This is a genomic window from Mycobacterium hackensackense, from assembly GCF_025822555.1.
In the GTDB taxonomy this organism is placed as follows: Bacteria; Actinomycetota; Actinomycetes; order Mycobacteriales; family Mycobacteriaceae; genus Mycobacterium; species Mycobacterium fluoranthenivorans.
Genome location: NZ_JACKUC010000032.1, coordinates 241,819 through 267,966, shown reverse-complemented (window position 1 = coordinate 267,966; position 26,148 = coordinate 241,819). Strand labels below are relative to the sequence as shown.

Annotated in this window: 27 protein-coding genes; 9 read left to right on the top strand and 18 right to left on the bottom strand. The window is 65.2% G+C overall.

Going from position 1 to position 26,148, the window contains the following annotated elements:
• Positions 1–6 precede the first annotated feature (6 nt).
• The gene (locus H7J86_RS25610) at positions 7–1,587 is read right to left on the bottom strand and encodes a sensor histidine kinase (protein ID WP_187096716.1); all 1,581 of its coding nucleotides are present in this window, start codon (positions 1,585–1,587) and stop codon (positions 7–9) included.
• Between the two features lie 68 nt (positions 1,588–1,655).
• Between H7J86_RS25610 and H7J86_RS25605 the strand changes: the two genes are divergently transcribed.
• The 3 genes from H7J86_RS25605 to H7J86_RS25595 all read left to right on the top strand — a co-directional run bounded on the left by H7J86_RS25605 (position 1,656) and on the right by H7J86_RS25595 (position 4,145).
• Complete coding sequence (locus H7J86_RS25605; RefSeq protein WP_187096717.1) at positions 1,656–3,014, top strand: cation:dicarboxylate symporter family transporter; 1,359 nt, start codon at positions 1,656–1,658, stop codon at positions 3,012–3,014.
• Positions 3,015–3,100: 86 nt separating this feature from the next.
• A complete protein-coding gene (locus H7J86_RS25600; RefSeq protein ID WP_187096718.1) occupies positions 3,101–3,391 on the top strand; it encodes a hypothetical protein in 291 nt (96 codons plus the stop codon).
• Positions 3,392–3,455: 64 nt separating this feature from the next.
• Positions 3,456–4,145 carry a DUF3060 domain-containing protein gene (locus H7J86_RS25595; RefSeq protein ID WP_267294378.1) on the top strand — a complete coding sequence of 230 codons (690 nt, stop codon included), beginning with the start codon at positions 3,456–3,458 and terminating at the stop codon, positions 4,143–4,145.
• Here the strand turns inward: H7J86_RS25595 and H7J86_RS25590 are convergent.
• Positions 4,142–4,999 carry a peptidoglycan recognition protein family protein gene (locus H7J86_RS25590; protein ID WP_090362546.1) on the bottom strand — a complete coding sequence of 286 codons (858 nt, stop codon included), beginning with the start codon at positions 4,997–4,999 and terminating at the stop codon, positions 4,142–4,144. The two genes, H7J86_RS25595 and H7J86_RS25590, sit on opposite strands and share 4 nt — an antisense overlap.
• A gap of 162 nt (positions 5,000–5,161) precedes the next feature.
• Between H7J86_RS25590 and H7J86_RS25585 the strand changes: the two genes are divergently transcribed.
• Positions 5,162–5,491: a hypothetical protein gene (locus H7J86_RS25585; protein WP_267294376.1), complete on the top strand. Its 330-nt coding sequence runs from the start codon at positions 5,162–5,164 to the stop codon at positions 5,489–5,491.
• A gap of 145 nt (positions 5,492–5,636) precedes the next feature.
• Here H7J86_RS25585 and H7J86_RS25580 read toward each other — a convergent pair whose 3' ends face one another.
• From H7J86_RS25580 to H7J86_RS25570, 3 genes are all read right to left on the bottom strand, one after another.
• On the bottom strand, positions 5,637–6,032 hold the full coding sequence (locus H7J86_RS25580; protein ID WP_139170148.1) for a hypothetical protein: 396 nt from the start codon (positions 6,030–6,032) through the stop codon (positions 5,637–5,639).
• Positions 6,033–6,570: 538 nt separating this feature from the next.
• Entirely contained in the window at positions 6,571–8,097 is a 1,527-nt protein-coding gene (locus H7J86_RS25575) for a cellulase family glycosylhydrolase (RefSeq protein ID WP_090362540.1), read from the bottom strand.
• A 140-nt stretch (positions 8,098–8,237) separates the two neighbouring features.
• Complete coding sequence (locus H7J86_RS25570; protein ID WP_090362538.1) at positions 8,238–8,609, bottom strand: DUF1622 domain-containing protein; 372 nt, start codon at positions 8,607–8,609, stop codon at positions 8,238–8,240.
• A 190-nt stretch (positions 8,610–8,799) separates the two neighbouring features.
• Between H7J86_RS25570 and H7J86_RS25565 the strand changes: the two genes are divergently transcribed.
• Complete coding sequence (locus H7J86_RS25565; protein ID WP_090362536.1) at positions 8,800–9,144, top strand: DUF732 domain-containing protein; 345 nt, start codon at positions 8,800–8,802, stop codon at positions 9,142–9,144.
• 31 nt (positions 9,145–9,175) lie between these two features.
• Positions 9,176–9,949: a DUF427 domain-containing protein gene (locus H7J86_RS25560; RefSeq protein ID WP_267294374.1), complete on the top strand. Its 774-nt coding sequence runs from the start codon at positions 9,176–9,178 to the stop codon at positions 9,947–9,949.
• A 49-nt stretch (positions 9,950–9,998) separates the two neighbouring features.
• Here H7J86_RS25560 and H7J86_RS25555 read toward each other — a convergent pair whose 3' ends face one another.
• On the bottom strand, positions 9,999–10,751 hold the full coding sequence (locus H7J86_RS25555; RefSeq protein ID WP_267294372.1) for an alpha/beta fold hydrolase: 753 nt from the start codon (positions 10,749–10,751) through the stop codon (positions 9,999–10,001).
• A gap of 14 nt (positions 10,752–10,765) precedes the next feature.
• Here H7J86_RS25555 and H7J86_RS25550 point away from each other — a divergent pair, with 14 nt between their 5' ends.
• Positions 10,766–11,389: a flavin reductase family protein gene (locus tag H7J86_RS25550; RefSeq protein ID WP_187096724.1), complete on the top strand. Its 624-nt coding sequence runs from the start codon at positions 10,766–10,768 to the stop codon at positions 11,387–11,389.
• A gap of 9 nt (positions 11,390–11,398) precedes the next feature.
• On the opposite strand, the gene H7J86_RS25545 is transcribed toward H7J86_RS25550, so the two are convergent.
• From H7J86_RS25545 to H7J86_RS25500, 10 genes are all read right to left on the bottom strand, one after another.
• Entirely contained in the window at positions 11,399–12,913 is a 1,515-nt protein-coding gene (locus H7J86_RS25545) for a zinc ribbon domain-containing protein (protein ID WP_267294371.1), read from the bottom strand.
• The gene (locus H7J86_RS25540; protein WP_267294369.1) at positions 12,910–14,499 is read right to left on the bottom strand and encodes a S53 family peptidase; all 1,590 of its coding nucleotides are present in this window, start codon (positions 14,497–14,499) and stop codon (positions 12,910–12,912) included. Before H7J86_RS25540 ends, H7J86_RS25545 begins: the two co-directional genes overlap by 4 nt.
• A 19-nt stretch (positions 14,500–14,518) precedes the next feature.
• Positions 14,519–14,821, bottom strand: coding sequence for a hypothetical protein (locus tag H7J86_RS25535; protein WP_267294367.1), 303 nt, complete (start codon positions 14,819–14,821; stop codon positions 14,519–14,521).
• 20 nt (positions 14,822–14,841) lie between these two features.
• Positions 14,842–15,141, bottom strand: a complete 300-nt coding sequence (locus tag H7J86_RS25530; RefSeq protein WP_090362764.1) for a hypothetical protein — start codon at positions 15,139–15,141, stop codon at positions 14,842–14,844.
• A 95-nt stretch (positions 15,142–15,236) separates the two neighbouring features.
• The gene (locus tag H7J86_RS25525; RefSeq protein ID WP_267294365.1) at positions 15,237–16,877 is read right to left on the bottom strand and encodes a PE-PPE domain-containing protein; all 1,641 of its coding nucleotides are present in this window, start codon (positions 16,875–16,877) and stop codon (positions 15,237–15,239) included.
• Positions 16,878–17,080: 203 nt separating this feature from the next.
• On the bottom strand, positions 17,081–17,851 hold the full coding sequence (locus H7J86_RS25520) for an amino acid ABC transporter ATP-binding protein (RefSeq protein ID WP_187096729.1): 771 nt from the start codon (positions 17,849–17,851) through the stop codon (positions 17,081–17,083).
• Between the two features lie 11 nt (positions 17,852–17,862).
• Positions 17,863–19,320 carry an amino acid ABC transporter substrate-binding protein/permease gene (locus H7J86_RS25515; protein WP_090362520.1) on the bottom strand — a complete coding sequence of 486 codons (1,458 nt, stop codon included), beginning with the start codon at positions 19,318–19,320 and terminating at the stop codon, positions 17,863–17,865.
• Between the two features lie 91 nt (positions 19,321–19,411).
• Complete coding sequence (locus H7J86_RS33445) at positions 19,412–20,515, bottom strand: GGDEF domain-containing protein (protein ID WP_139170146.1); 1,104 nt, start codon at positions 20,513–20,515, stop codon at positions 19,412–19,414.
• Between the two features lie 264 nt (positions 20,516–20,779).
• Positions 20,780–22,774: a cellulase family glycosylhydrolase gene (locus tag H7J86_RS25505; RefSeq protein WP_267294364.1), complete on the bottom strand. Its 1,995-nt coding sequence runs from the start codon at positions 22,772–22,774 to the stop codon at positions 20,780–20,782.
• A gap of 125 nt (positions 22,775–22,899) precedes the next feature.
• The gene (locus H7J86_RS25500; RefSeq protein ID WP_267294362.1) at positions 22,900–23,385 is read right to left on the bottom strand and encodes a carboxymuconolactone decarboxylase family protein; all 486 of its coding nucleotides are present in this window, start codon (positions 23,383–23,385) and stop codon (positions 22,900–22,902) included.
• 428 nt (positions 23,386–23,813) lie between these two features.
• Here H7J86_RS25500 and H7J86_RS25495 point away from each other — a divergent pair, with 428 nt between their 5' ends.
• The gene (locus H7J86_RS25495; RefSeq protein ID WP_267294360.1) at positions 23,814–24,176 is read left to right on the top strand and encodes a hypothetical protein; all 363 of its coding nucleotides are present in this window, start codon (positions 23,814–23,816) and stop codon (positions 24,174–24,176) included.
• A gap of 7 nt (positions 24,177–24,183) precedes the next feature.
• A complete protein-coding gene (locus H7J86_RS25490) occupies positions 24,184–24,726 on the top strand; it encodes a hypothetical protein (protein WP_267294358.1) in 543 nt (180 codons plus the stop codon).
• Here the strand turns inward: H7J86_RS25490 and H7J86_RS25485 are convergent.
• Positions 24,723–25,214, bottom strand: coding sequence for a site-specific integrase (locus H7J86_RS25485; RefSeq protein WP_267294356.1), 492 nt, complete (start codon positions 25,212–25,214; stop codon positions 24,723–24,725). The genes H7J86_RS25490 and H7J86_RS25485 overlap by 4 nt on opposite strands.
• A gap of 173 nt (positions 25,215–25,387) precedes the next feature.
• Positions 25,388–25,924, bottom strand: a complete 537-nt coding sequence (locus tag H7J86_RS25480) for a tyrosine-type recombinase/integrase (RefSeq protein ID WP_267294354.1) — start codon at positions 25,922–25,924, stop codon at positions 25,388–25,390.
• Positions 25,925–26,148 lie beyond the last annotated feature (224 nt).

Here is a 26,148-nt window from a genome sequence, read left to right as displayed (position 1 = left end):
ACGCGCTCATCGCGGCACCGTCACGGTGACCACCGACCCGTAGGTCACCTCCGCGGCGATCGTCCCACCGTGCCGGTTGACCACCTGCGCGATCAGCGCCAAGCCCAGACCATGGCCCGCCGCATCACTTTTCGTCGAATAGCCACGGCGCATCGCCCGCTCGAACGTCTGCGGATCCATTCCCGGCCCACTGTCGGCCACTCGAATCGTCAACGCCTCGTCGTCCTGGTTCACCGTCACTTCGACCCACGGCTCATCGCGGTCACACGCGTCGAGCGCGTTGTCGATCAGATTACCCAGCACCGTGACGATCTCCTGCCCGGTCAGCGGGATATCCGAGGGTAGTTGGGTGTCCTCGGTGACGGTCAGCGCGATGCCCCGTTCGTCGGCCTGAGCGGTCTTGCCCAGCAGCAGCGCCACCAGGGCCGGTTCGTTCAGGGACTGCGACAATCTGTCGACCAGGTGCTGGGACAGTTCGAGTTCTCGGGTCGCGACGGCGACCGCCTCCTCGGGGCGGCCCATCTCCACCATAGTGATGACGGTGTGCAGTTTGTTCGCCTGTTCGTGGGCCTGGGCACGCAGGGAATCGGTGAGCACCTGCAGCGCACTGAGTTCGCCCAAGGCGCCCTGCAACTCGGTGCGGTCGCGGATGGTGACGACCTCGGCGGCGCCCACGCCCCGGTCGCCACGCCCCCGGCCGCCGGATGCCCCGGACACCAGCGCCCGGTTCACCACCAGCACCCGATCCTCGGTCACCTGCAACTCGTCCCGGACGCCCGGATCGTGGCTGCGCAGGAACTCCGGGAGGTCCGCACGGGTCACGGGCCCCTCCGGCAGGCCCAGCAGCCTGCGCGCCTCATCGTTGACCAGGGCCACGCCGCGACCGTCCAGCACGATCAAGCCTTCGGACACCGAATGCAGCACGGCGTCATGGTGGTCGTACATCACCCGCAGCTCGTCGGGCCGCAACCCGTGTGTCTGTCGCAGCAGACGTCGCCGGATGGCCCAGGCACCGAGCAGCGAAATCCCCAACGCCGCAGCGGTGACCGCGACGATGATCGGGATCTGCGCCTGCCAGCGCTGCGCCAGCGTCTGCCGGGTGATGCCCGCCGACACCATGCCGACGATGCGGCCGTCGGGCGCCCGCACCGGGGCGACCGCCCGGATGGACGGACCCAGGGTGCCGGTGTAGACCTCGGTGAACGTCTCACCGCGCAACGCCGGTTCGAGAGTGCCCAGGTAGTGCCCGCCGATCTGGGTGGGGTCGGTATGGGTGAACCGGATTCCGTCCGGCGTCATGATGGTGATGAACGCGATGCCGGTGGCGGTGCGCACGGCCTCGGTCGTCGGCTGCAATATCTTTGTCGCCGAGCCCGATTCGATCGCCGCCGCGGTCGACGGGGAATCCGCCAGTGAGGTCGCGATGCCCAGCACCTGCTGACGGGCGGCGGCGTCGCCGTCCCGGCGGGCGTCCAGCAGGGCCAGGCCGCTGCCCGCCAGCACCACGACGACGACCACGAGGATCTGCAGGGCGATCGCCTGACCTGCCAGGGACCACTGTGATGCGGCCGGCCACCACCTGCGCACCGCCACCCCCAGCTGAACGAAATGAACTAAAACGTGACCCGGGTCACTTACTCGTCGACCATCCTTACATGACTTCTCATCAGGACACCCCTACCAAAAAGCGGGACCGCACCCACTGGCTCTATATCGCCGTCATCGCCGCCGTCGTGATCGGTGTCGGTGTCGGCCTCCTCGCCCCCTCCATCGGCAAGGACGTCGGTGTCCTCGGCACCATGTTCGTCAACCTGATCAAGATGATGATCGCGCCGGTCATCTTCTGCACCATCGTGCTGGGCATCGGCTCTGTCCGCAAAGCCGCCACCGTCGGGCGCGTCGGCGGGCTGGCCTTCGTCTACTTCTTGATCATGTCGACCGTCGCGCTCGGCATCGGGTTGGTCGTCGGCAACCTGCTCAAGCCGGGCTCAGGGATGCACCTGTCCGAGAAGACCGCGGGCCAGGGCGCCGCCCTGGCCGAGAAGGCACATCAGGCCGGCGGCCTGATGGACTTCGTCACCCATATCATCCCGAACACCCTGCTGTCCTCACTGACCGAGGGAAATGTGTTGCAGGCGTTGTTCGTTGCGCTTCTCGTCGGATTCGCGCTGCAGGCCATGGGGACCGCCGGCGAGCCCATCCTGCGCGGTATCGAGCATCTGCAGAAGCTGGTGTTCAAGGTGCTCACCATGATCTTGTGGCTGGCCCCGATCGGCGCGTTCGGTGCCATCGCCAACGTCGTCGGACAGACCGGCTGGAGTGCGGTCACCCAACTGCTGGCCCTGATGCTCGGCTTCTACCTCACCTGCATCGTGTTCGTGTTCGGTGTCCTGGGCGTGCTGCTGCGCGCGGTATCCGGCGTGTCGATCTTCAAGCTGGTGCGCTACCTGGCCCGCGAATACCTGCTCATCTTCTCCACCTCATCCTCGGAGTCGGCGCTGCCCCGGCTGATCGCCAAGATGGAACACCTGGGCGTGGACCGCAGCACCGTCGGCGTGGTGGTCCCCACCGGGTACTCGTTCAACCTGGACGGCACGGCGATCTACCTGACCATGGCATCGCTGTTCATCGCCGACGCCATGGGCCATCCGCTGTCCCTCGGTGAACAGCTGTCGCTGCTGGTGTTCATGATCGTCGCCTCCAAGGGCGCCGCCGGGGTCAGTGGCGCCGGAATGGCCACCCTGGCCGGCGGTCTGCAGAGCCACCGCCCGGACCTGCTCGACGGCGTGGGCCTGATCGTCGGGATCGACCGCTTCATGTCCGAGGCGCGTGCGGTGACCAACTTCTCCGGCAACGCGGTGGCCACCGTCCTGGTCGGCTCGTGGACCAAGACGATCGACCGGGCCAGGGTCGACGCCGTGCTGAGCGGCCAGGCACCGTTCGACGAACTGACCATGGTCGACGAAGCACGCGCCGAAGAGCCGGCATCGGAGCGCACTCCGGTACCGGTGTAGGGCGCGCACGGGAACCCGGCCGGAGCTGCTCCGGCCGGGTTTTCGTTGTCGTTGAACCGTTTCCACATCGGGGCCGTGTTCTCGGTATGCGTACGATCTTCTTCGCCCCACTCGCCGCCGTCGTGGCGCTCGCCACCGCGGCGCCGGCTTCCGCCGAATCCGCGGTGTCCACCATCGGGCTACTGGAATCTCAGGGCTATCACGTCAACATCGACCGGGTCGGCAGCGCCCCGCTGGATCAATGCGTGGTGACCAGTGTCCGAAATCCGCAAGAACAAACGAGACTCATCCAGGTGGACAGCCACGGCGACCGCGACATCGTCGTCCCGGTGGTGGTCCGGCGCACAATCACGGTGTCGCTGGACTGCTCGAGATAGCGAAGCCCGACGGGACCATCAACGGTTCGACATCAACGGTTCAACGATGTGGGACCATCTGCACATGAACCCGCAGGATGATCCCGAGGCCCGGATCCGGGCCCTCGAGCAGCCGCTCAGCGATGTGGCCAGGGCTTCCGAACTGGGCACCGACCAGCAGTACAGCGCCTACGGCTACACCCCACCTCCGCCGCCCACTGCACAATGGCAGTATCCCGGCGGGTATCAGTCCGGGTTTCCCACTGCGCCACCACGTTCCGGGTTGCGTCCATGGATGTTGATCGTGCCGGTCATGATCGGCTTCCTCGTCCTGGCCGGGGGCATCGTCACATGGGTGCTGCTCCAGAACACCGCGGTGACCCGAACCTCTCCTGGGATCTCCGGTGGCGGCGGCCTGATCACCAGCGCTGCACCCAGCCAGCGGTCGACGGCGAACCAGGCCCCCACCGCGGTGCCGACCGCCGCGCCGTCGCAGACGCTGCCCCAGCCAGGTAGCACGGTGAGCGTCTCCGGCATCGGCGCCGTCAAGACCATCGCCTGCAATGACAACGTGGTGGTGGTCAGCGGCGCGAACAACCGGATCACCATCACCGGGCACTGCACCAGCCTGACGGTGTCCGGCTTCGAGAACAACGTCACCGTGGACACGGCGGACGCCATCACGGCCAGCGGGTTCAACAACCATGTGGCGTTCCACTCCGGCTCACCGGCGGTCAACCAGTCCGGCGAGGGAAATCTCATCGAGCAGAGCTAGTCTGCCGGTATCACCTTGAGCTGCAACGCCGCCGCGGTGGCCGGGCCGACGACCCCGTCGACCGCCAGGCCCGCGGTGCGGCGCTGGAACTCACGCACCGCGGCCTCGGTCTGCGGACCGTAGTCGCCGTCCACCACCAAACCCCCGGCGTAGGACGCGTAGGCGTACTTCAGGCGGCGCTGCAATTCGGATACCTGCGGACCCCGCACACCGCGATACAGCAGGATCCCGGTGTACTCGCCCACCGGAACGGGCGGGCGCGGGGTCGACGCCGGGTCGGCGATCACACCGATACGCGCGGCGATATCACTGCGCAACAACGTCATGTCGATCGCACCCGGGTCCCATTTGCCCTGCGCATAGCCCGCGTACTCCTTGTGCCCGATGGTGCGGGCAGAGGTCTGGGCCAGCCGCCGGTTGATCGCCGCACAACAGCGGACCAGCGCGAAATACTGGGCATCGGGCCAGTTCTGACGATGAGGGGCAAGCGGACCGGTACCGGTGTTGGCGCATTCGATGCCGATCAGGTGCCAATTGCCCATGTTCGCCGGCACCCACGGATACATCCCCGCACCTGCATGCCACGCGACCCCGAGCGCCACGACGGTCACCGTGCCGTCCCGCGCAATGTGCAACTGCGACAACGGCCCTGCCAGATCGGGGCGGCCGTGGGCGATCGACGCCGCGGTGGCGGTATCGGATCCCGTGTGGTGCACCATGACACCACGGATGTCCTTGAAATCACCGTGCCCGCGGTCCCGCCAGCCCGGGTACTCGACGACATCGAGCCCCTCGGCCCTGAGCACATCGGCCAGCCAGACCGGATCGCCGGTGCACGGTCGTCTAGACGGCACCGCCCTTGCCTCCCCGCCCCACGGAATCGTGGTCTACCTGCGATCTCCAGCCGTTCTCCACACAACCTCCAAGTACCGGCGACCCCGTGGCGACAGGATGTGTGTGTCAGCCAACCTACCTCCGGCCATACCAACCGGCCCACCCACACAAGGAGTCTCGCCATGAAGCACACCGTCAACAGCATCGTCTCGGCCACCGCCGCGGTCACCATTCCCCTCGGCGCCGCGATGGCCATCGGCGCGCTGACGGCGCCCGATGCGTCGGCGGCAGGTGAGTCCGCGGTAGTCACCGTCGGTCTTCTGCAGGCGCAGGGGTTCGACGTGAAAATCGATCGGGTGGGTTCGGCACCACTGGATCAGTGCACGGTCACCAACGTCCGCAATCCGCAGGAGCGCACCGAACTCGTGCGGGTCGGCGACCGCGGCGACCGCGATTTCATCCCGGTCGTCGTCAGGCGCACGGTGACGGTCTCACTGGACTGCTCACGCTGACTCGCCGCTGCCGAATGGTTCTGCGGCGGAACACCTCACGAGACGGTGCCAAACAGCATCTACCGGCCCGCTCGCAGTGCGAACGGACCGGTAGATGCTCGATCGAGAATTCCGCGTCGGCCACGTCGGCCGACCGGCGATGGGGTCAGCCCCCGAAGGCCTTACCAATCCTGTTCACGATGTTGGTGACGCCCTTGCCGACCTGCTTCTGCAGATTCGTGCCACCCTTACCGAGCTGGTTCTGCAGATTCGTGCCGCCCTTACCGAGCTGGTTCTGCAGATTCGTCCCGCCCTTACCGAGCTGGTTCTGCAGATTCGTCCCGGCCTTACCCAGCTGGTCACCCACGTTGCTGCCAGCCTTGCCCAGCTCGCTACCCAGCTTCCCGAGATTGTTCCCGAGCTGCGTGATGACGTTCTGCTGCGAGTCGGCCGCGGCCACGCCCGCCGAAGCAGTGGCAACGCCCATCGCGACCGCAAGCCCACCGGTGCTCACGACCGCGGCCGTGGCAACTCGTTGCAGCATCCCCTGACGTCGATCCATGATCGTCCTCCCTCTAGCAAACGCCTTTGTTGGCTTACAAAAATTAGCACAGGGGTTGCTGACGGAGCCATAGTCACAACCGTCTTACAGCAAACTATTGTATTAACCCTTCCGTAAATTGTTTTGCCCTGCGCCGTGGTCGTGGAGTACCCAATAGCCTCGTAAGCAAACCCGGAATTTATCGGTCCGGCGCATCGCCGGAAGGCGCCGACTTCGCTAAACCTGCACGCAGATGCCACCTTTGAGATGTTCGTCATAGCGCCCCAGCGCTACCGAGCAAACCAGGTATTGGTGGGACAAATGAGGAGATCCTGCATTTTTGTCCCCACCGGTTCGAAACTGGCACCGCAATTGCAGGCACCGGAATGAGCACGCCAAACCTTCCGCGCGCGAGTTTGCTGGCGAGGGTCGCCGGCAAAGTCATATCGATATCGGGGTTGCCGGGTTGGTGGCGTCACACCCATGACCGAACGGCTCCGGGACACAGCGCACCCGCCGGACCGAGCCCGCGGACCGACCTACGCCGGCAGCGCCTCACTCATCGTTGCTGATTGAGCCAGACCTTGGTTCCGCCCAAGGGCGCCCAGGTCATCGAACCGTTCTGGAACATGATCTTCTTGCCGCCGAACACCCACGCCTCATCCGAGGTCGCGAGGCCCAGTTGCGGCACCCATGCCTTGGCGAATTCCTTACTACCCCAGTGCGCCCCGGTTTGGGGCGAGTACCACACGCGCACCGGAGTGCTGCCGGTGAAGTCCTGATAACCGTTCGCGAATGCCGTCAGCGGGACGACTCGCCTCGCTCGGGCCACATCCCCGACGGGCGACGGAGACCAGACGAACTGGCCGGGCGTCAGTTCCCACAACATGGCCGCCGTGCGCAGCTGCGCCCACACCGTCGACGTCGCGGCGAACACCGGACTGAGCACGTCACCCAGCGCGGGGTCGGTGACGGTCGCGAACCGCTGATAGACAGCACTCGTACCGGGCGGGGATTGAACGACTCGTTGCGCCTTCTTGGCGGTCCAGTTGGTCTGGTAGACCCCGAAGCGGTCCTCTTCCATCGCGCTCGAACTGTTGAGATCGCGCGTCGTGTAGAGCATCAACGGCCCCCCGAACGGCAGTTCGCGCCAACTGCTGATCATGTTGGATATCAGAGCCGCTTGCGCGTCCTCCGAGACGCGGTTGGTGGGTGCGCCGAATTCGGTCACCCAGATGCTCTTCGCCCTTTCATTGTTGGCCAACATGAGCAGACGAAGCCGCACCAACTGTTCGACCGGCGAATCGCTCTGGTACATCCCCTCGGAGAACTTCATGGTGTAGCTATAGGGATGGTAGGACAACGCGTCGAAATACGGGCCGGCTCCGGCCGCATACATTTTCGTCAAAAATGTCACCGGGTTGATGGTCCACGTGCTCCACGATTTACCGGAGCCGAGCACGCCACCGAGTACCGTCACCGAAGGATCGACGGCCTTTATCTTCGGGTACGCCGCTTTCAGAAGATCGGTGTAACCGCTCGGATCCGGTACGGGCCGATACCCGAAAATTCCATTGGGCTCGTTCCATATTTCGTACGCCGCGATCTTGCCTTTGTAGCGCGCCGCCACGGCAGCGGTGAAATTCCCGTACACATCCGGCGATGCGGGCCGCCCGTTGGGCGGTATCGAACCGGGAGCCGCCGCCCAGAGCGGGCTGGAGGTGATGGCGCAGATGATCGATATGTTCGCCGCGGCCGCTGCGGCGACGACACGGTCGGCACGCGACCAGTCGTAGACGCCCTTCTTCGTCTCGACATTCGCCCACGGAATACCGATTCGCACGGCGTGAATGTTGTTCGCGACCCACCGTTGCACGGTCTGCGCAACTTGGTCCTCGTTATAGAAAAAGAACTGCGAGTCGGCGAACCCCAAGGTTGACGACGAGGCCGCCAATGGCGTCACCTGTCCGAATTCCATGGGTCGATGCCGTTGCGATGTCGGTACCACGAAGAGCACCGCAAGCGTCACCAGCGAAACAATGACCGAAGCAGCGACCCGAGAATATTTACGGGCGGGGTAATTCATCCTCCGGCGCACGCATACCCAATCTCTCCGGTCCCCTGTCTACCCAAACGATATTGTGGCGTATCGGCCCTTTTCGACACGCGCAATTCAATTCGGCGTGTCGGACGATCGACCGACGCGCCGGGGCCGTGTGGTTCGGATCAGTCGCCCGCCTGGGGTTCCGCCTTCTCGACCGCTGCCCCCTTCTGCCAGGGCCAGCGCCCGGTGATCTCGACTTCCAGCGAGAAGCTCAAGAAGGTCCGGATGACCACGATGCCCGCGAGCACCACCACGCTCTGCCACGTGGGCGTGATGGCGACCGTCCGGATGATGTCTGCGGCGACGAGGAACTCCAGGCCGAGCAGAATCGAACGCCCAAGCTGTTCCCGGAAGAACCGATAAGGATCACTTGCCTTGTCCCGCATGCGGCCGACGGTGGCGCCCAGCGCCAGCACCGCCCCGACCGCGATCACCGCGACACCGATGCCGTCGATCACCTTGCCGACCGTCTCGACGACTTCAAAGAAACCCATGACTGAACGGTAGGACCCGACCCGGGGTTTTCAGCCCCTGGCGACCACGACACGCTGGCAATTCACCGTCGAATACCGGTGAGCCCGCCCGCAAACTCCCTTGCCGACGATTCGGTGCCGTGTACCGACCAACGAGCATGTTTGCGCGCCCGAACTGGACATCTCAGCAAACTCCCGCGATAGTGAACGCATGTCGAACCCGAAAGCCCGGTCATTGTCTGGTCGCGTCATGGCCGCCGCGGTCGGTATCACGATCGCCGCCGCACCGGTCGCGGTCGCGCCGGCACATGCCGACGGCGCCGATGACGCGATCCTGGCCGCACTGAGTGCCGCGGGGTTTTCGATCGGCAATCCCGCGGTGGTCAAACAGGTGTCCCGGACCATCTGCCCGTCGTTGAAGGACGGCGCCAAGACGATGACCTGGTTGGTCACGGGTGCGACGATGCAGGGCATCCCCCAACTCGTGGCCACGAAGCTCGTCGGCCTGACGGTGAAGACGAGATGCCCGCAGATGGTCAAGTCTGTCCTGACCTGACGAGTCCCGGCCCGATTGCGAGAATGGCCCCATGGCCGCCGACTCGCCCGATTTTCCGCACCACGCCGCGCAGCGGGGACGGGTGGAGCCGGCACCGAGGCGGGTGCGCGGCTACTGCGCCGGTGAGCTGATCTTCGACACCACCGCAGCCCGCTACGTGTGGGAGCTGCCGTACTACCCGCAGTACTACATTCCCCTCGACGATGTGCGGCGGGAGCACTTGGTCGACGAACTCCACCCGCAACGCAGCCAGTTCGGGGCCTCCCGGTCGTACGCGATCAGTGCCGGCGAGGTCACCGTGCCGTCGGCGGCACGTGTCTATGACCCCGAGGGCGACGGGCTCGTCCCCGGTCTGGTGCGCTTCGAATGGTCCAGTCTGGAGTGGTTCGAGGAGGACGAACGGATCCTGGGGCATCCGCGAAATCCGTACACCCGCGTCGATGCGCTCCGCTCCCACCGACACGTGGTGGTCGAGCTCGGTGGGACGGTGCTCGCCGACACGCACTGCCCGGTTCTGCTGTTCGAAACCGGTTTACCCACGAGGTATTACATCGACCGGACCGACGTGCGTTTCGAGCACCTGGCAGCCAGCCAGACCCAGACGTTGTGCCCGTACAAGGGCACCACGACCGGCTACTGGTCCGTACACGCGGGCGGAGCCACCCACGCCGACCTGGCCTGGGCGTACGACTATCCGCTGGCCGCGGTGGCGCCGATCGCCGGGCTGGTGGCCTTCTACAACGAGAAGGTCGACATCATCGTCGACGGTGCGCGACTGCCCCGGCCGAAGACGCATTTCAGTTAGGCCCACCGGTCCCGGGAACGGCCCCATGTCGGCCGTGTACCAACCGAACTCACACGGTGGCCAGGGAATCCCAGAATTCGGTGAGCGCCGCCGCGCCACGCACCGGGTCCTGCACCATCCACCAGTGCCCCAGCCCTTCGAGCACCTCGGTGCGCGCACCCGCGCGCTCGGCGGCGCGGCGCCGGATCTCCTCCGATCCGGTGTAGTGGTCCTCGGTGGCGAGCAGGCACAGCCCGGGACGGACCGCCGCGTTTCCGAGTCGCCGGCCTTCCTCGGCCAAGACGTCGCCCGCCACCGAGCGGTACAGCCCGAGGATGGCCGCCCCCATCTCCGGTCCGAGACCCACGGCGATCCTGGCGGCGACGTCGTCGGTGATTCCGAGCGCTGTCAGCCGCCCGGCCCTGTCCTGCACGCTCCCGCCGATCAGGGCCTCGACGAATTGTTCACCGGCGCCGGGGGTCTGCCAGATCTGGGCAGCCTCATGCCAGACGTACTCCGGGTCGAAGACCCCGATGATGTCGGTGGCCCAGCTGCGCACCAGCTCCGGTCGGAGCATCATCGCGTTCACCACGTGGTTGCCACCCCAGTCGTGGCCGACCAGGTCGATCGGACCGTCGATCCGAGCCAGTTCGCCGACCAGCCAGTCGCGGTAGTCCAGATAGGTGCCCGCCCAGCCGTGCGGCACCGGCGCACCGAATCCGGGCGGCGACAACCGGATCACGTCATCGCGGCCGAGCGCCTCGACGAGCGGGTCCCAGAGCGCGTCGGTCTCCGGATTGCCATGCACCAAAACCACCGTCATGCAATCATCCTGACATGGCCGGCACCAACGCCCACTTCTACCGCACCGCGGAGGGGACCGGGCTACCCCATGATCCTTTCAACGCCATCGTCGGCCCGCGTCCGATCGGCTGGATCTCCAGCCACAGCCGAGACGGCGTGCGAAACCTGGCCCCGTACAGCTTTTTCAACGGATTCAACTACCATCCGCCGATCATCGGATTCTCCTCGATCGGATGGAAGGACACCGTCGCCAATATCGAAGCCACCGGCAACTTCGTCTGGAATCTCGCCACCCGCGATCTGGCCGAGCGAATGAACCGGACCGCCGCCACCCTGCCCGCCCATCAAGACGAGTTCGAGACCAGCGGGCTGACTCCCGTTCCGGCGACCATCGTCAGCTCCGCGATGGTGCTGGAAAGCCCGGTGAACTTCGAATGTGAACTGACGCAACTGATTCAGCTCACCACCGCCGCCGGCGGGGCGCTGGACACCTGGCTGGTCCTCGGTGAGGTCGTCGCCGTGCACATCGAATCCGACCACCTTGTCGACGGGATATACGACACCGCCGGACCTCGTCCGATCCTGCGCAGCGGCGGGCCCGCCAACTACTTCGAGATCGGCCCGGAGGCTCTCTTCGCCATGCCCCGGCCCTCCTGAGGACTCATCTCAGCGTGGCGGGTCACCGTGCCAGGTGAAACTGTTCACGTACTTGCCGATATCCATGGCGAGTTGCAGATTCGCCCCGGACGGGTGCCCGATCCCGAATGACGGACTGAACTCGTGATACGGCCCGACCGCCGAAGCCACCAGGGCCACCTCGTTTTTCACCGCAACCATCACCATGATGCGCAGCCTGGTGTAGCTGCCGGAGGAGTCTTGCGGGTACTCGTCGGCGAAGACTCCGTATCCCGGCTGGTAACCGATTGCCGCATTGGGGATCTCGTAGTCCACGGTGGCGTCGGGATAGCTGCGGGCGATCAGGTCCTCGACGATGGCACGCGGCGTACGCCCCGCCGCCGGCTCACCGAAGAGTTCCACGGTGCCGGTGTCGCCGGCGATGAAGTCCAGCGTCACCCCGTCCGGATCGAGGGTGGCCCGGTAGGCGGTGCCCGGCCCGGGGTAGGAGACCGAGAACGACCCGTCGGCGGCGGTGAATCGGGGGTTGGTGGCCACGGGTGTGCCCATCGGCGGTCGCCCGCAGTCCGGCGGGCACTTGTAGTTCGGAACCGCGGGCGTGATCACCGCAGACACCGCCGCGACCACCACCGCCGAGATGACGACACCTACCCCGACCGGTAGCAGCACCCGGGTATCGCCCGCCGGCTGCTCGCCGAGATCACCTGCCCCGGAGTGGATCGCGACGCGGGCGGCCAGCAATGCCACTACCGTGAGCACCAGATGCACTCCCACGTGCACGCTCTGCGCCAGTGGGGCGACTTCGGCCACACCCAACACACCGTAGAGAATCAGCGCCACGCTCACGCCGACGATCACCGCCACCACGCGCCGGCGGCGGGCACCGAGTGCCACCCCCACCATGCCACCGACTGCGGCGGCCATCAGCGGCACCGCAATGCCCTGGATGCCTGCCTCGACGAGAAGTGCGAGCACGGAGCGTTCGGAGGTGGACACCCCGGTCTCCAGCTGCGGGCTGAGCCGGGTCAGTGTCGCCGCCGCAGTGAACGCCGTCGCCCCCAGCGCGCCGAACACGTAGCCGTCCAAGGGATCCCGTATCAATCCGGGCACCAGGCGTGCGGCGAAGGCGGGCAACAACATGAGAACCGCCCCGCCGACCGGAATCGACAGACCCTCCAGCATGGTGTGCCCGAAAGTGACCCCGGATCCCAGGGCGACGTCGTAGGCCTGCGCCACGATCTCCCCCGCGACCAGCGCCCATCCCAGGCCCAGCAGCGCCGCGAACAAAGCCGTCGCCACCAGGCCACGTCCCGACCTGCCGCAGGTACGCAGATACATCACGAACACCAAGGGGAATCCGGCTGCGGCCGTGCCGATCATCGGCGCCTGCCAGCGCAGGACCGCGCATACCGCCAGCGCGACGGCCACGCCCGCCAGCGCGAGGCGGAACTGGGTGCGCCGCTCACGTGGCAGATACGGGAAGAGGGTGGTTGTCAGCGAGGGCCACAGCACCCGTTGATCTGGGCCGGCTGCGAATGCGGTCATCGCCGCGCGGCGCCGGTCTGTAGGGCCAGAAGATCGCGGACCAGACTGTCGACGTTCGGGCTGCCGAGTCCGGTCACCAGGTCATAGCCCGGACTCGAGACGTCGACTGCGTTCGCCCCCAGACGGACATCGCGGAAACCGGGCAGCCGTGCGCCCGAAGCGACCTGGTACAGCAACGGATTGAGGTCACCACCCAACGTCCGCCCGCCGTGCGCGTGCAGATACTGGTTCATCAACACCGTCAACGCTGCCCAGATGGGTGCGGCCTGCGACGTTCCCGCACCGATTCTCGACTGCCCGTCGAACACGATGCGCACGCCGGTGAACGGGTCGGCCACCGCCGCCACATCCGGCACCAACCGCTGGGTGGTGTCCCGCCCTGTCCCGACACTGCTCTGAAATGCGGGGCGGGAGTACAGCTTCGAGACACCGCCGCTGCCACCCAGTGACATCGCCACATCTACCCAGGCCTGTTCGGAAAGCCACCGGCCCTGCTCGTCGGTGGTCAGCGTGGTGCCTCCGACCGACGTGACCTCGGGCATCGAGGCCACCGCGTCGAGACCGATATCGTCGGGCCCCGGGGGCGAGGACCAGTCCGGTCCGCCTTTGCATTCCAGGCCGCCGTTGTCCCCGCTCGCGTCGAACACCGTGGTGCCGTGCTTCTGCGCCGCCGCCAGCGCCGCACGGACCGGGGTGAGGTCGGCGGTGCCGTGCAACCGGTCGCAACCCCAACCGATCGACAGGCTCCACACCGCTCCGGGAAATTGGCGATCCGTGGTCTCGAACAGCTGCGCGACCTTCTGATAGCCGCCGTCGCCCTCGACGGTGGGGTACGCGTTCACGACGACCAGTTGGGCATCGGGCGCAATGGCGTGCGCCACTTGAAGATCCATCACCGTCTCGCCGGTGGACGGGCCCGGTTGGCCGCCGACGAGCACCGGGGTGAAACGGGGCAATCCCGACGTATCGGAGAAGGTGTCCAGATCGCTCTGGTCGTAGCCGTCGAATTCGAAGAACACGATGGTGGCACCCTTGCCGGTGAACCCGGCTGCGGCGAGTGGTTGTGCGTTGTACGCGGTCAGCAGCGCATCCGGGCTCAGCCCTTGGCGCGGCACGTCCAGCGGCAGCAGACCGGGACGCGCCATGTGGTGCGGGGTGTAGCCGAGGATGCGGCCGATATCGCTGACCGTGCTCATCAGTTCGACGGGCACCGCGGGTTGCCGCGGGGACGCGTAAAACTCCTGGCCACGGCGGCCCCGGTAATCGCGCACCGGAACCGCGAAGGCACGCGCCACGCTGTCCGCCGGGCCCTCGACGACGGCCCAGACATCACCCGGCCGCCACCGCACCGACAGACCACGCTCGGCGGCCCAACCGATCAACTCGTCGGGCCGACGGGCGTCGGCGAGTGTGACCGTCAGTTGCGTGTCACTCGAGCGGGACGCACCCAGATCGGCGGATGCGGCCAGCAGTCGTGCGTAGGGACCGGCGATGGTGGCGTCCGACGGGGGCGACAGCGGCGCGACGTCGGCTGCCAACAGGGACGCCGCCACCACCAGCACCCACAACCGGCGACGACCGGTCATGCCTGCGCTACGGCGAGGATCAGGGGATGCCGTTGATCCCATGATGCTGGCCGCCCGGGACCGTCGGCGCGGGCGGGGCCAACACCGACGGGGTGAAGAGGTTCCCACCGGTCGGGTCGATCGACTTCTGCGTCGGGGACACCGTCTCGGTCGGTGCCGCGGGCGTGGTCGTCGTGGTCGTCGTCGTAGTCGTGGTCGTCGTTGTGCTGCTGGGGCTTTCCTTGGTGCTGTTACCGCACGCCGCGGTCAGGCCACCCAGGGCGATGACGGCCGCGGCGCCGGCGACGGCGCCCAGACGACGGCTCAGAATGCGTGAGTTCACGATGCTGATCCTCTCTACGCCTACGACGACGATCCGGGACGGTGCACGCCCGGGGGCTCCGTCGGGGCCGGCGGAGCCAGCACGCTGGGCGTGAAGAGGTTTCCACCGGTCGGGTTGATCGACTTTTGCGTCGGAGACACCGTCTCGGTCGGCGTCGCGGGCGCGGTCGTCGTGGTGGTGGTCGTCGTGGTCGTCGTGGTGGTGCTGGACGGCGCCTCCTTGCCACCCGAACCGCACGCGGCCGTGAGGCCGCCCATTGCGATGAGGGCCGCGCATCCCGCGGTCAACCCCAGACGACGAACAAAAACCCGTGAAGCCATGACATCCATCCCATGCGGCCGGTGCTACGCAACATCTATTTGACAAGAACGTCACCATCGTCGCACATCAGGGGCCGATGCATTGGTTTTACCGGCTAGGCGGCCTTCTTGTGCGAGTCGGAACTTTCGCCGGCGCCACCGGCGCTCCGCGGTGTGCGATCACCGGCCGCACCGTCCTTGTCCCGCGTGCCGTGTTTGCCACCGGCTTTCGACGGGGCACTGTCGGACGAGCCGGCGTCGGACGAGCCGGCGCCGGGCGTCTGCGACGACGTGGTCGAATCCGCTGCGGGCGTCTTGGTTCGGTGCGGGCGGTGGGTGCCGGCGGGGTGTCGGCGAGTGGGCGGGGCGGCATCATCGCTCGCCGACGCACTCGACGTGTCGGCCTCGGCGGACGTCGCAGGGTCGGCGCCACCGGTCTCGCCCTCGGTTGCGGCGGGCGTGGCGTCGTCCGCTTTCGCGCCCGTGACCTCGACCGGGTCGCTCTTGACGTCATCGGCGGGGGTGGTCGTATCAGCTTTGCCCGTAGCGGTTTTCGCGGTGACCTCCGCCGCGCTCTGCGCCGCGTGGGTGCTCGTCTTCGCCTGCGGCAGCGCAGTGGGCGTGGCGGCGGCGAGGGCAGTCTGATCGTCCGTCTCATCCGAGACGGTGGGCACCTTGTCCCAGGACGGGTTGAGCGCATGCCGGATACCCACACCCACGGCGTTGAGCAATTGGAACGGCAGCGCGATCAGCCGTTGCGGCGTCGGGGACAGCGACGCCGGGGTGGGGACACCGGGGTTGATCGAGCGGTCATACCCCAGGTCGACCAGTAGTTTCAGCGCCGGCCGCACCAGATCCAGGAGTTGCTTGGGCACCCCCAGCATCTTGAACGGCACCAGCAGCGGAAGCTCCGGGGCCGCCAGCGTCACATAGGTGATGTTGCTGTCGGGGTCGGTGTAATCGGGACGGGCGCGGGGACCGGTCATATCCGCCGGGAAGTAGTTGGCGTGCAAAAGGCCGAAACCCAGCAGCGCGTTCAGGTCGGCCAGGAGGTTGAGCGGATAGTTCGGAAAGTCCGAGATCGGGTCGTACTCCCAGCTCACATCCGTGGTCTTGTAGGGGGTATCGGTCGGTGTGCTGCCGTCGAACTTGACACCGAAGATCGGCACGAACAAGCCCGGGAAGCGTTGCGCTATACCGCCGTTGGGTCGATTCATGCTGGCGATCAGCAGGAACGACAACCGGTCGGCATCCGGGGAGCCGATCGATTGCAGATACCGCATCTCCCGGACGACGACGTTCGCGCCCGACGAATAGCCCGCGACGGTGACGGGCCCGTCGGTGAGCAGGGCCGAGTCCAGCACCCCCTGCAGATTGGCCAGTCCCTGCTGCTGCGACTGTTCGAAGGTGGTCTTGCCGTCCCACCCGGAGGTGAGCGGAATCTGTGACGGCCAGCCGACCTTCTGGAAGTCGTAGCCGTAATAGGGCGATGCCGGGTTGGTCGGATCGAGGTAGCCGTGTCCGGCCACCCCGACGGAGCCGGGGTAGCTTCCGAGCGACCGTGGATCACCACCCAACTCCTGGATCATGCTGGCGCTGCTCGGGTTGCTGTTGCCGCCGATCGCCACCAAAGTGCCGGCGAGCAGCCGCACGCCCACCCCGACACTGGATAAAAGTGCCAGGCCTGCGATTACAGCGAAGACGAGGAGCGACCTGGACGCCGACGACGCAACCCCGATCACCGGACGAAACGACATAGACCCTCCCCGACACCACGCACCTGGCCGAATATTGCCCAGCTAGAAGCGGTCCACGGCACCGCTGCCGCACCGACCCGCAGCGCGAACACCCTTGAGGCGCAGCGTGCACAAGTCAGGGACACTTGCGCTGGGCAAATCCTTACTTGAAAGTAAGTTTCACACAGCAACGGCGACTGTGGGCGAAATTCCGGCGAGAAAGCTCACAGGACTTTCGAGAGGAACTCCTGCAGACGCGGATGCTTCGGGTTGTCGAACAACTCGGCTGGCGGGGCGTCCTCGACGATGTTGCCGCCGTCCATGAAGATCACCCGCGAGGCCACCTCCCTGGCGAAACCCATCTCGTGGGTGACCACCACCATGGTCATGCCGCCCTGGGCGAGGGCGCGCAGCACCTCGAGCACATCGCCGACCATCTCCGGGTCCAGCGCACTGGTGGCCTCGTCGAACAGCATGATCGACGGATTCATCGCCAGTGCCCGCGCGATCGCGACGCGCTGCTTCTGCCCACCCGACAGCGTGGAGGGCTTCACCTGGGCCTTCTCCGCGAGCCCCACCTGGGCGAGGAGGTCGAGCGCCTTCTTCTCGGCGGCCGCCTTGGACATCTTCTTGGTCAGCAGCGGCGCCAGCGTGACATTGTCGATCACCGTCATGTGCGGGAACAGGTTGAAGTGCTGGAACACCATGCCGATGTGCTGGCGGACCTTGTCCAGGTCGATCTTCTTGTCGGTGAGGTCGAACTCGTCGATGGTCACCTTGCCGCCGGTGATGTCCTCCAGCTTGTTCAGGCACCGCAGGAAGGTGGACTTGCCGGAGCCCGACGGACCGATGACGCAGACGACCTCGCCTTGTTTGATGGTGGTGTCGATACCGTTGAGCACCACCAGATCTCCGAACGACTTCTTCAAGCCCTCGATGCGGATCTTGACGGCGCCCGGCTCCGCGGTTGCAGCTTCGGGAATGAGATCGGTCATTTTCGATGCCCCTATTTGACTAGCCGGTGTTCAAGTCGGTCCGAGAGTTTCGTGAGCGCCATGATCACGACGAAGTAGATGATGCCGATGATCAGCCACATCTTGAACGACTGGTAGTTGCCGGCAATGATGATCCGGCCGGTCTGGGTCAGCTCGGCGATGCCGATCACCGACAGGATCGAGGTGTCCTTCAAGGTGATGACGAACTGGTTGATGTACGACGGGATCATCGTCCTGATCGCCTGCGGCAGAATGACTTTCCGCATCGTGGGCAGATAGCCGATGCCCAGGCTGCGGGCCGCCTCCATCTGCCCCTTGTCCACCGACTGGATGCCGCCGCGCACGATCTCGGTCATGTAGGCGCCGGCGTTCAGCGACAGCGTGATGATGCCCGCGGTCAGGGCGCTCATCTGGAAGCCGAGCGCCGACGGAATACCGAAGTAGATGAAGAACGCCTGCACCAGAAGTGGTGTGCCGCGGAAGATGTCGACGAATGTGGTGCCGATGGCGCGTAACCAGATCGCCCGCGACACCCGGAACAGGCCGAAGATGATGCCGAGCACCAGGGCGATGGCGATCGACACGACCGTCAAGATGACGGTCATCTTCAGGCCCTCCAGCAGCACCGGGTAGGTGCTCTTGATCAGGCCGAGGAACGAGTTGTCGTCGTTGGACGCACCCTCACCGAGATAGGTGCTGACGATCTTGTCGTACTCGCCGGACTTCTTGAGATTGTTCAAGCCGGTGTTGAACTTCTGCAGCAGTTCGGCGTTGCGGCCCTTGTTCACCGCGAACCCGTAGCCGGTCGGATCCTCCTTCGGGGTGACCGTCTTGAAGCCGTTGCCTTGCGCGATGCCGTACAGCAGCACCGGGTAGTCCTCGAACACCGCCACCGAGTTCCCGGTCTTCACCTCGTCGAACATCGACGACGAGTCGGCGAACGAGACCACCTGGAAGCCGTACTTGTCCTTGATGGAGTTGGCGAAGGTGGCGCCCTGCGTGCCGTTCTTGACTGCCACCCGCTTGCCACGCAGATCCTCGTAGGACTTGATGTCCTCGTTGGTCTTGAGCACCGCCATTTGGATGCCGGACTCGAAGTAGGGTTCGGAGAAGTCGAACACCTGCTTGCGCTTGTCGGTGATGGACATGCCCGCGATGACGCCGTCGACCTGATTGGCTTGCACGGCCTGCAGCGCCGCGTCGAAACCAAGCGGCTTGATGTCCACCGTGAAGTGCTGATTCTCGGCGATCGCACGGATCAGATCCATGTCGATACCGACGAAATTGCCCTGCTTGTCCTGGAATTCGAACGGCGCGAACGTCGTGTCCGTGGCAACGACGTATTTCTCGCCGTCCGCCGAGGCGGTACCTGCCGTCAGCATCGGGCTCAACGACCCGAGCAGCAGGGCGGTCACCAGTAACGCTGTCCGGTGCAGGACACCTCGTCGTCTCGATGACGAACGCTTCATACTGCGCCTCCCCCTCATCATCAAAAATGCGCGGGGACTAACGCTAGCCGTCGGTCACACTTCTTGTCAGCGAACAGGAGGCGAATCGCCGTCACCGCGCGCCGATGACGACACGGTTTCCGCCGCTGCGTTTGGCCGCATACATCGCCGAGTCGGCCGCTCCGATGAGGTCGAGGACCAGGTCGGCCGGCCGCGGCGCGGCATGCACGTCGTCCCCGTGGACGACCGTGACGCCGATGCTGGCAGTGACATTTCCCGCGAGCGCGGCGATGGCCCGGCACAGCGGGGTGGTGAATGCCGCGTCGCCGGTCCGGGAGGTCGCCGCCAGGAGGAACTCCTCTCCCCCGGCGCGGCAGATGGCCGCGTCAACCGGCGCGTGCTTGCGCAGGATGTCGGCGACGCGCAGCAGCACACGATCCCCGGCCGCGTGACCATAGGTGTCGTTGATCCGTTTGAAGTCGTCGAGATCGACCATCAGCATGACGAGATAGTTCTGCCCGCCCGCCATACCGCCGATCAGCAGACGTTCCACCACGTCCAGGAATCCCCGCCGGTTCAGCAGGCCGGTCAGCGGATCCTCGTCGGCACGGGTCGCGTATTTGCTCATGGCCTCCGACAGGCCACGGACGGTGAACGGCGCCACCATGTTGATCAGCCACAGCAGCCAGAGCGCGGCGATGGCGGTCTTGATGTCGACGTCGGTCGCGAGGCGGTATGCCGCGACGGCAGACGCGACCTGGCCGGCCGCGATGTTGAGCGCGAGCGCGCGGGTGCTGTGAAAGAACGCGATGTACCCACTGGTGATGGGCACCGCGGCGCAGGTGAAGGCGGCCAGCGCGGCACTCGGCTGGGCCAGGCTCCAGGCCACGATGCAGACGGTGGCCATGGATGCCGCGATCAGCGATTGACGCCGGGTGGGCCACCGGGTGAGCCAGAACCACGTCATCACGCAGGACAAGCTCGCTCCGACCACGCCGATCACCACGGCAGAGCCGACGGTGACGTGCCGTGCACCGGGCACGATCAACGCCAGTGGCGCCAGCACCGACGATGCCGCGACCACCGCCAGCAGCACGCGCGTCGAGCGGATCAACCCCCGATGACACAGGAAGGCAGTGACAGCCTCGAACTGATCGGGTTGGTCGAGCCAATCCGACAGCCGGGCCAGTCGTTTTCCCCCGCCGATAATGCACACGCTTTCCACTTAATTTACTGACGTCGATATTTTGACCTGCACGCCTTTGCCACCCCCGGCGTTCGCCCGCCTTCCCCCGCCGGGACATGGGCTGAACAGCAGCCTTACCTACCTGCTGCCCATATATGAATAGTCCAGTTGGACCGAATGCGTCGCGAAACAATCAATTTCGGTCCCGCATTTATTTGCGAATACAAATACTTTGGGAGCGACCGCGGACCATCGGCGACCCACTGCCAATCGGGAGAATTACCCGAAGTCCCGCTATTCGCTGGAGCTCGAACTTGCCGAGCCGGCATTGGCCCCGGCGTTCGGCGATGATTGCTGACCCGAGGTGCCGGCGGCATCTGTTGTAGACCCGCCGGTGGGGGTGTCCTGCTTGGTCGACGTGGTGGCCTTCACGGTGCCGGTCTTCGTGGTGCCGGTTGCCGACGCGGTCTCGTCCTCGTCCTTCTTGGTCGCCTCGGTCTTGGTCGCCTCGGTCTTGGTCGTCGACGCGGCGGCAGCCTTCTCCGCCACGGGTGCGGTCGTCGCTGTGGTCTGTTCGGTCGCGAGTTCCACGGTTTCGGCGTCCTTGGTAGCGGGCTCTTTTGTGGAGATCTCGGTTGCCGTTGTCGCCTTCACCTCGGTAGTGGCGTAGGGGATTTCCTTGGTGTCAACGTCTTTCGTGGTGTCCGCGGTGATTCCAGTGGCACGCTTGGCAACCTCGCCGGTGACCGCGACTTCGCTGACTCTGTTCAGATCCGCTGCGGCGGTTTCGGATTGCTGATCCTTCGGGACCGTGGCGGTGCCGACCTCGGCGGCGGTGGTCGTGAGTCGGGCGGCGGCAGTATTCAACGACCGGGCTCCAGCCAGTGATGTGGGGGCCTGCAGCGGGTCGTTGCGGTTGAAGACGTCCTGGATGCGGTCCACCACGGCGTGCACGGTGTTGCAGATAGCCGTGGCGACGCGCTTCGTGACATCGACGATGCCCTTGACCACCGCCCCCGTGACCTTGGCGATCGTCTTGACGACCCACACCGTGGCGTCCACCAGAGCGTTCACGACGCGGACCGTCGCGTTGGCGATGCCCTTGATCACCACGCCGGTGATCTTGGCCAGGTTCACGATGGCGTTCCGGATGAAGTCGAGGATCGGATTGCCGTTCTGGGACGCGATGAAGTCCTTGATGACCTCGACGGCCAGCTTGGGCGTCCAGTCCGTTTCCCAGATGCCGTAGTTGTCTTGCTCGTTGCTCGATCCGGTGTCCAGGTCGCGGGTCGTGTAGATGAAGATCGGCCCGGTGCCGTCCACCTTGCCCCAGTTGTTGAGGAAGTCCTTGATGAAATCGGCTTGTTGTTCCTGCGAGATCTCGCCTGGGACAGTGGGTAAGCCGTACTCGGTCGCCCAGATCTTCAGCGCTCCGTCGCCGTACTGTTCCATCAGCTGTCGCATTTTCTCGAGCTGAGCCAGCGGGGTGAGGGCATTGCCCTCCTGGTCGGAGAACTTGATGTCGGGCTTGTAGGGATGAAAGCTGAGCGCGTCGAAGTAACCGTGGGCGCCGGCCGCATACATCCCGTCGAGGAAGTCGACCGGATTCATGGTCCGGGTGGTGCCATCGGGGGAAGTCAAGGTGAACCCGAAACCCAGCACCCCGCCGATCACGGTGATGTTCTGATCGACTCCTTTGATCCGGGTGTACGCCTCCTTCAACAATGAGGTGTAGTTCGCCGGACTCACCGGGTCCAAGAAGAACTTCGCATTGGGTTCGTTCCACACCTCATAATCCGCGACCCGGCCCTCGAAATGGGCAGCCACCTCCGCTGTGAAGTTGCCGAATGTCGTCACATCGGTGGGCATACCGGACCCGAGTCTGTCGCCCGCCCAGGTGGGCGTCTCGTGCAGCACGGCGAGCACGCCCATGCCGCGTTTCAGAGCTTGGTCGACGATGTAGTCGTAGTTGGTGAGCCCCCAGTTGTAGCCGCCGCCTTGCCGGGGTTGAAGGGTTGCCCAGGACACCCCGATACGCACGTTCTGGATGCCGATCGACTGCATCATGTCCAGTTGCTTTGTGATGGCGGCTTCATCGCCCAACCGCGCCAGGTTCGAGTCGGCCAGCCCGACGGTGGTGGGCGAGTCGTCGATCGCACCCACGAGAGCGACCTGATGTGCGGCAGCGATCTGCCGGTCGGCTGTGCCGCCCAGGACGGCCAGTCCCATCATCGCGACAACCCCGAGAACCATCCGATGCCAGAACATCCCGGCTATGCCTGCCCGCACGATCGCTCCCCTCCGCGAGGTGGAGGTCGCACCGGATCTGACGCGGCCGTGAAGAACATTAGCGTTTTCTGTGAGAGGTGTCTGGAGGATGACAAACCGCGTTCGACAAGCCGTGAGAGGGCCCGTCAGGCGGCCGGCGGGTAGTGGCCGGGCACCATGCGTGTGGATACCCCGAAGCGGTTCCAGGCATTGATGGTGGTGATCGCGGCGATCAGGTAGGCCATCTCGGTTTGGTCGAATTGCGCTGACGCCCTTGCGAACACGTCATCGGCGACGAACCCGTTCGTGATGACGGTGATCGCCTCGGTCAACTCGATAGCGGCGACCTCCCTGGCCGTATAGAAGTGCCGCGACTCATCCCACGCGTCGAGTTGGATGATCCGTTCTGCGGACTCGCCCGCCGCCAGGGCCTCCTTGCTGTGCATGTCCAAGCAGAAGGCGCAGTGGTTGAGCTGGGATGAGCGGATCTTGATCAGGTTGAGCAGCGTCGGGTCCAACGTTCGATTCGCGGCGGTGTCCAGCCGGATCATCGCCTTGTAGACATCCGGGGCCAGTTCCGCCCAGTCCAGCCGGCTCGGATGTTCGGGAAGTCGTGCGTCATGTGTCGTCATGCCCTCGACGCTACGAGCGGGTGGCCCATCTTTCTGGGCCATTTGCACATCGATACCGTGGGCCACTTTGAGTGGAGTCAGGGCTTGTCCGTGTCAGATCCTGCGCTCGAGGACCATTTGGCGCAGAGGTTCTGGTCAGGCCTTCGCGGTGCCCCCAGTCGGACTCGAACCGACACTTGGCGGATTTTAAGAATCGATCCGAGGCTTTTCGGCAAACACGTCGACCTGCGGTTATGCGGCAACTTTTCTGGTAAAACTGCACGTCAAGACGTTGCATAAGTGCGTATAGGTAGTGCGTAGGCGCGCTCAGCTATCGGGTCGGTGCGTATAGATTTCCCGCAGGTCGCAGCCAATCTGCAGCCATTTCCGGCGCATGGGCGGTGTTTGCTGCACTGATAGCTGTCGGACAGTACACGTATCCTGGCCAGATGAAGATTGTCGATGAAGACGTGTTTCTGAACGACGACTACGTGCCCGACCTGCCGTCCCGCGCGGTGAGCCCCGGCGAGCGGTTGTCGGTGTTCCGGCAGAAGTCCACCGGGAATCTCGCTGTCCACTTTATGGTCGTTGCGGTCGTTGACTCTTTCAAAGACGGGCCACCCACGCGGGTCATGGCAAAGCGCATCTTCCTCGACTACTTCGGCGAGGGGCTCCAGGCCGCGGGGCATTCGCCGGAGAATGTTTTCGAAGCTGCCTTCGAAAGCTGTATCCGTGAGGAGCACAAACTGCTGTTTGGCACAGAGGAAACGGGATTCACAGGCGGGTTCCGCGTGAAACCTCGGCCGGTTTAGCTGCGGTATGCCGCTCTACGCGCAGTTAATTTTGGTCGTAGTTGGCCCCGCTGTTGGCGCCACAATTGCCTTACTTGGAGTGTGGCTAAACACCCGCACCACAGCTGCGCAAGCTGCCGCGGGCAGAGCCACGGAGCACACGAGCCAGCTGAGGGAAGATATCGCCAAAGTCCTTGCAGAGCGGCCGTATATTCTGGGGAGTCAGCAGACCTTCTTTTCAACTGCGTTCTTGCACTTCGGCCTCGAAGGGAGCGATAACGCACCACCTCCTGAACAGCTGTACACAGATCGCGACAGATACTTTGTGCGGTGTAATGCGCTGAAGCAGATGTCGATTCGCGCATCGCTTCTAACGAGCAATCCGAAGATCGTCACCGCTTTGCAGTCGCTACGTGAGATCGCCGAGGACTCTCTGAGACCGATGGAGGCAGCGCGAGGCGGCGGCGAGCCCGCCAAGGAATTCCGCCTGATGTACGACGCGCTATCGACCGCATTCGACGAACTGGAGTCTGCAACGAGGCAAGTAACTGCCGCTGACCCGAAACTCTAATTCGCCTGCCGCTCTCGCATTTGTAGCACCGTCGCCGCCGGTACCGCCGACGGGGCGGGCGGTTCGGGCAGTGTGTTTAACGCGCCGCCGTCTTCTTCGGGCACCCAGTCGCCGTAGGTGTTTAGTGTCAAGGTAAACGTACTGTGCCCCAACCACTTCGACATCTGCATGAAGTGCACTCCGGCCGATAGCTGCAGTACCGGGAAGGTGTGCCGCCGGTCGTGCATGCGGATGCCCCGCACTGCGGGTATCGGAGTGCCGTCGGGTGTGGTGCTCGGCGGGCGGCTTGCGGGCAGCCCGACCGCCTCGAGGGCGGGCTTGAACACCGTGTCGTAGAACGTGTCCATGCGCAGCGGTTGCGTCCAGTCGAGCGGCACCGCGTACCGGGTGCCTTTCGGGCGATAGCCGCCGCCGTTCTTCCGGCTCGGCCACAAGGGTGCTGTCGGGTCGCTGCCGCGCGGGTGCGTGTCCGCGAGATACACCGCCATGCGTTCCGCCAACCACGCCGGTAGCGGCACGGTGCGGCGGCTGCGCTTCGACTTCGGTGTGCCGGTAACCCAGACCTTCTCGCGCCTTCTCGCGGCGGTACTTCGTGCGTTGCACGCGCACGGTGCCGCGTACGGAAGTCGCAGGGCGAGTGGCAAGCACTATGTCTTGCACCTCAAGGCCGGCCAGTTCCGCAGCGCGGTAGGCCGGTGTAGGCGGCGAACTCGACGAGTAGCGCATAGGCCGGATACGAGGGCAGGCCAGGCATTTCTCCGGCGATCGCGGCGGATAGACACCCAATCTGCTCAGCAGTCATCGGGCTGTGTTCGAAGTGCCGTGCGTCGCCGGTCGCGCGTGCACCGGGGTTGTACGTCGCTTCTGCCGGGTTGCTTGCGATCGCGCCGTGCGACCGCGTCGCGTATGCGAGGACCCACCGCAGCACTTTCCGGGCATGCTTGCGGGTGCCGGGTGCGAGCACGTTGCCGATGATGCCGTCGGCACCTTGCTTCGACTTCTGTGCGACGAGCCGGGCGCGGAACCGTTCGCAGTGCGGCGGGGTTATCGAGCCGATCGCGTGCGCACCGAACTCGTCGAGCACGTAGCGGTGCAACAGGCCGACATAGCCGTCGTACGTGGATTGCTTCAGCTTGCCGTCGGCGACCCGGATCGCTTGCGCGTCGAGCCACAGTCGCGCGTAGTGCCCAAACGGCAACTCCCCCGCCTTGCGTTGTTCCGCCAGGCAGCAGTGCCGGTTGTGTGCCGTGCGGCGTTAAGTTCGTCGCGGCGGGCTTCCGCCTCGGCAAGTGTCGGGTAGGGCTCGGTGCATGTCTGGGTTTTCGGCGGGCCGTCCGGGCGTGCGGGGTAGCGCAGGATCGGTAGGCCGAAGTTGTCGCGCAGCGGCTCTCTCCAGATAACCCGGTATGCCCCGACTAACCC

What these genes read in the sequence shown, in the direction of transcription:
- H7J86_RS25500 (WP_267294362.1), bottom strand. Translation starts at nt 23,385, where the DNA reads ATGACGACACATGACGCACGACTTCCCGAACATCCGAGCCGGCTGGAC.
- H7J86_RS25600 (WP_187096718.1), top strand. Translation starts at nt 3,101, where the DNA reads ATGCGTACGATCTTCTTCGCCCCACTCGCCGCCGTCGTGGCGCTCGCC.
- H7J86_RS25550 (WP_187096724.1), top strand. Translation starts at nt 10,766, where the DNA reads ATGGCCGGCACCAACGCCCACTTCTACCGCACCGCGGAGGGGACCGGG.
- H7J86_RS25585 (WP_267294376.1), top strand. Translation starts at nt 5,162, where the DNA reads ATGAAGCACACCGTCAACAGCATCGTCTCGGCCACCGCCGCGGTCACC.
- H7J86_RS25570 (WP_090362538.1), bottom strand. Translation starts at nt 8,609, where the DNA reads ATGGGTTTCTTTGAAGTCGTCGAGACGGTCGGCAAGGTGATCGACGGC.
- H7J86_RS25530 (WP_090362764.1), bottom strand. Translation starts at nt 15,141, where the DNA reads ATGGCTTCACGGGTTTTTGTTCGTCGTCTGGGGTTGACCGCGGGATGC.
- H7J86_RS25495 (WP_267294360.1), top strand. Translation starts at nt 23,814, where the DNA reads ATGAAGATTGTCGATGAAGACGTGTTTCTGAACGACGACTACGTGCCC.
- H7J86_RS25515 (WP_090362520.1), bottom strand. Translation starts at nt 19,320, where the DNA reads ATGAAGCGTTCGTCATCGAGACGACGAGGTGTCCTGCACCGGACAGCG.
- H7J86_RS25545 (WP_267294371.1), bottom strand. Translation starts at nt 12,913, where the DNA reads ATGACCGCATTCGCAGCCGGCCCAGATCAACGGGTGCTGTGGCCCTCG.
- H7J86_RS25490 (WP_267294358.1), top strand. Translation starts at nt 24,184, where the DNA reads ATGCCGCTCTACGCGCAGTTAATTTTGGTCGTAGTTGGCCCCGCTGTT.
- H7J86_RS25525 (WP_267294365.1), bottom strand. Translation starts at nt 16,877, where the DNA reads ATGTCGTTTCGTCCGGTGATCGGGGTTGCGTCGTCGGCGTCCAGGTCG.
- H7J86_RS25560 (WP_267294374.1), top strand. Translation starts at nt 9,176, where the DNA reads ATGGCCGCCGACTCGCCCGATTTTCCGCACCACGCCGCGCAGCGGGGA.
- H7J86_RS25575 (WP_090362540.1), bottom strand. Translation starts at nt 8,097, where the DNA reads ATGAATTACCCCGCCCGTAAATATTCTCGGGTCGCTGCTTCGGTCATT.
- H7J86_RS25540 (WP_267294369.1), bottom strand. Translation starts at nt 14,499, where the DNA reads ATGACCGGTCGTCGCCGGTTGTGGGTGCTGGTGGTGGCGGCGTCCCTG.
- H7J86_RS25580 (WP_139170148.1), bottom strand. Translation starts at nt 6,032, where the DNA reads ATGGATCGACGTCAGGGGATGCTGCAACGAGTTGCCACGGCCGCGGTC.
- H7J86_RS25605 (WP_187096717.1), top strand. Translation starts at nt 1,656, where the DNA reads ATGACTTCTCATCAGGACACCCCTACCAAAAAGCGGGACCGCACCCAC.
- H7J86_RS25485 (WP_267294356.1), bottom strand. Translation starts at nt 25,214, where the DNA reads ATGGCGGTGTATCTCGCGGACACGCACCCGCGCGGCAGCGACCCGACA.
- H7J86_RS25555 (WP_267294372.1), bottom strand. Translation starts at nt 10,751, where the DNA reads ATGACGGTGGTTTTGGTGCATGGCAATCCGGAGACCGACGCGCTCTGG.
- H7J86_RS25595 (WP_267294378.1), top strand. Translation starts at nt 3,456, where the DNA reads ATGAACCCGCAGGATGATCCCGAGGCCCGGATCCGGGCCCTCGAGCAG.
- H7J86_RS25565 (WP_090362536.1), top strand. Translation starts at nt 8,800, where the DNA reads ATGTCGAACCCGAAAGCCCGGTCATTGTCTGGTCGCGTCATGGCCGCC.
- H7J86_RS25520 (WP_187096729.1), bottom strand. Translation starts at nt 17,851, where the DNA reads ATGACCGATCTCATTCCCGAAGCTGCAACCGCGGAGCCGGGCGCCGTC.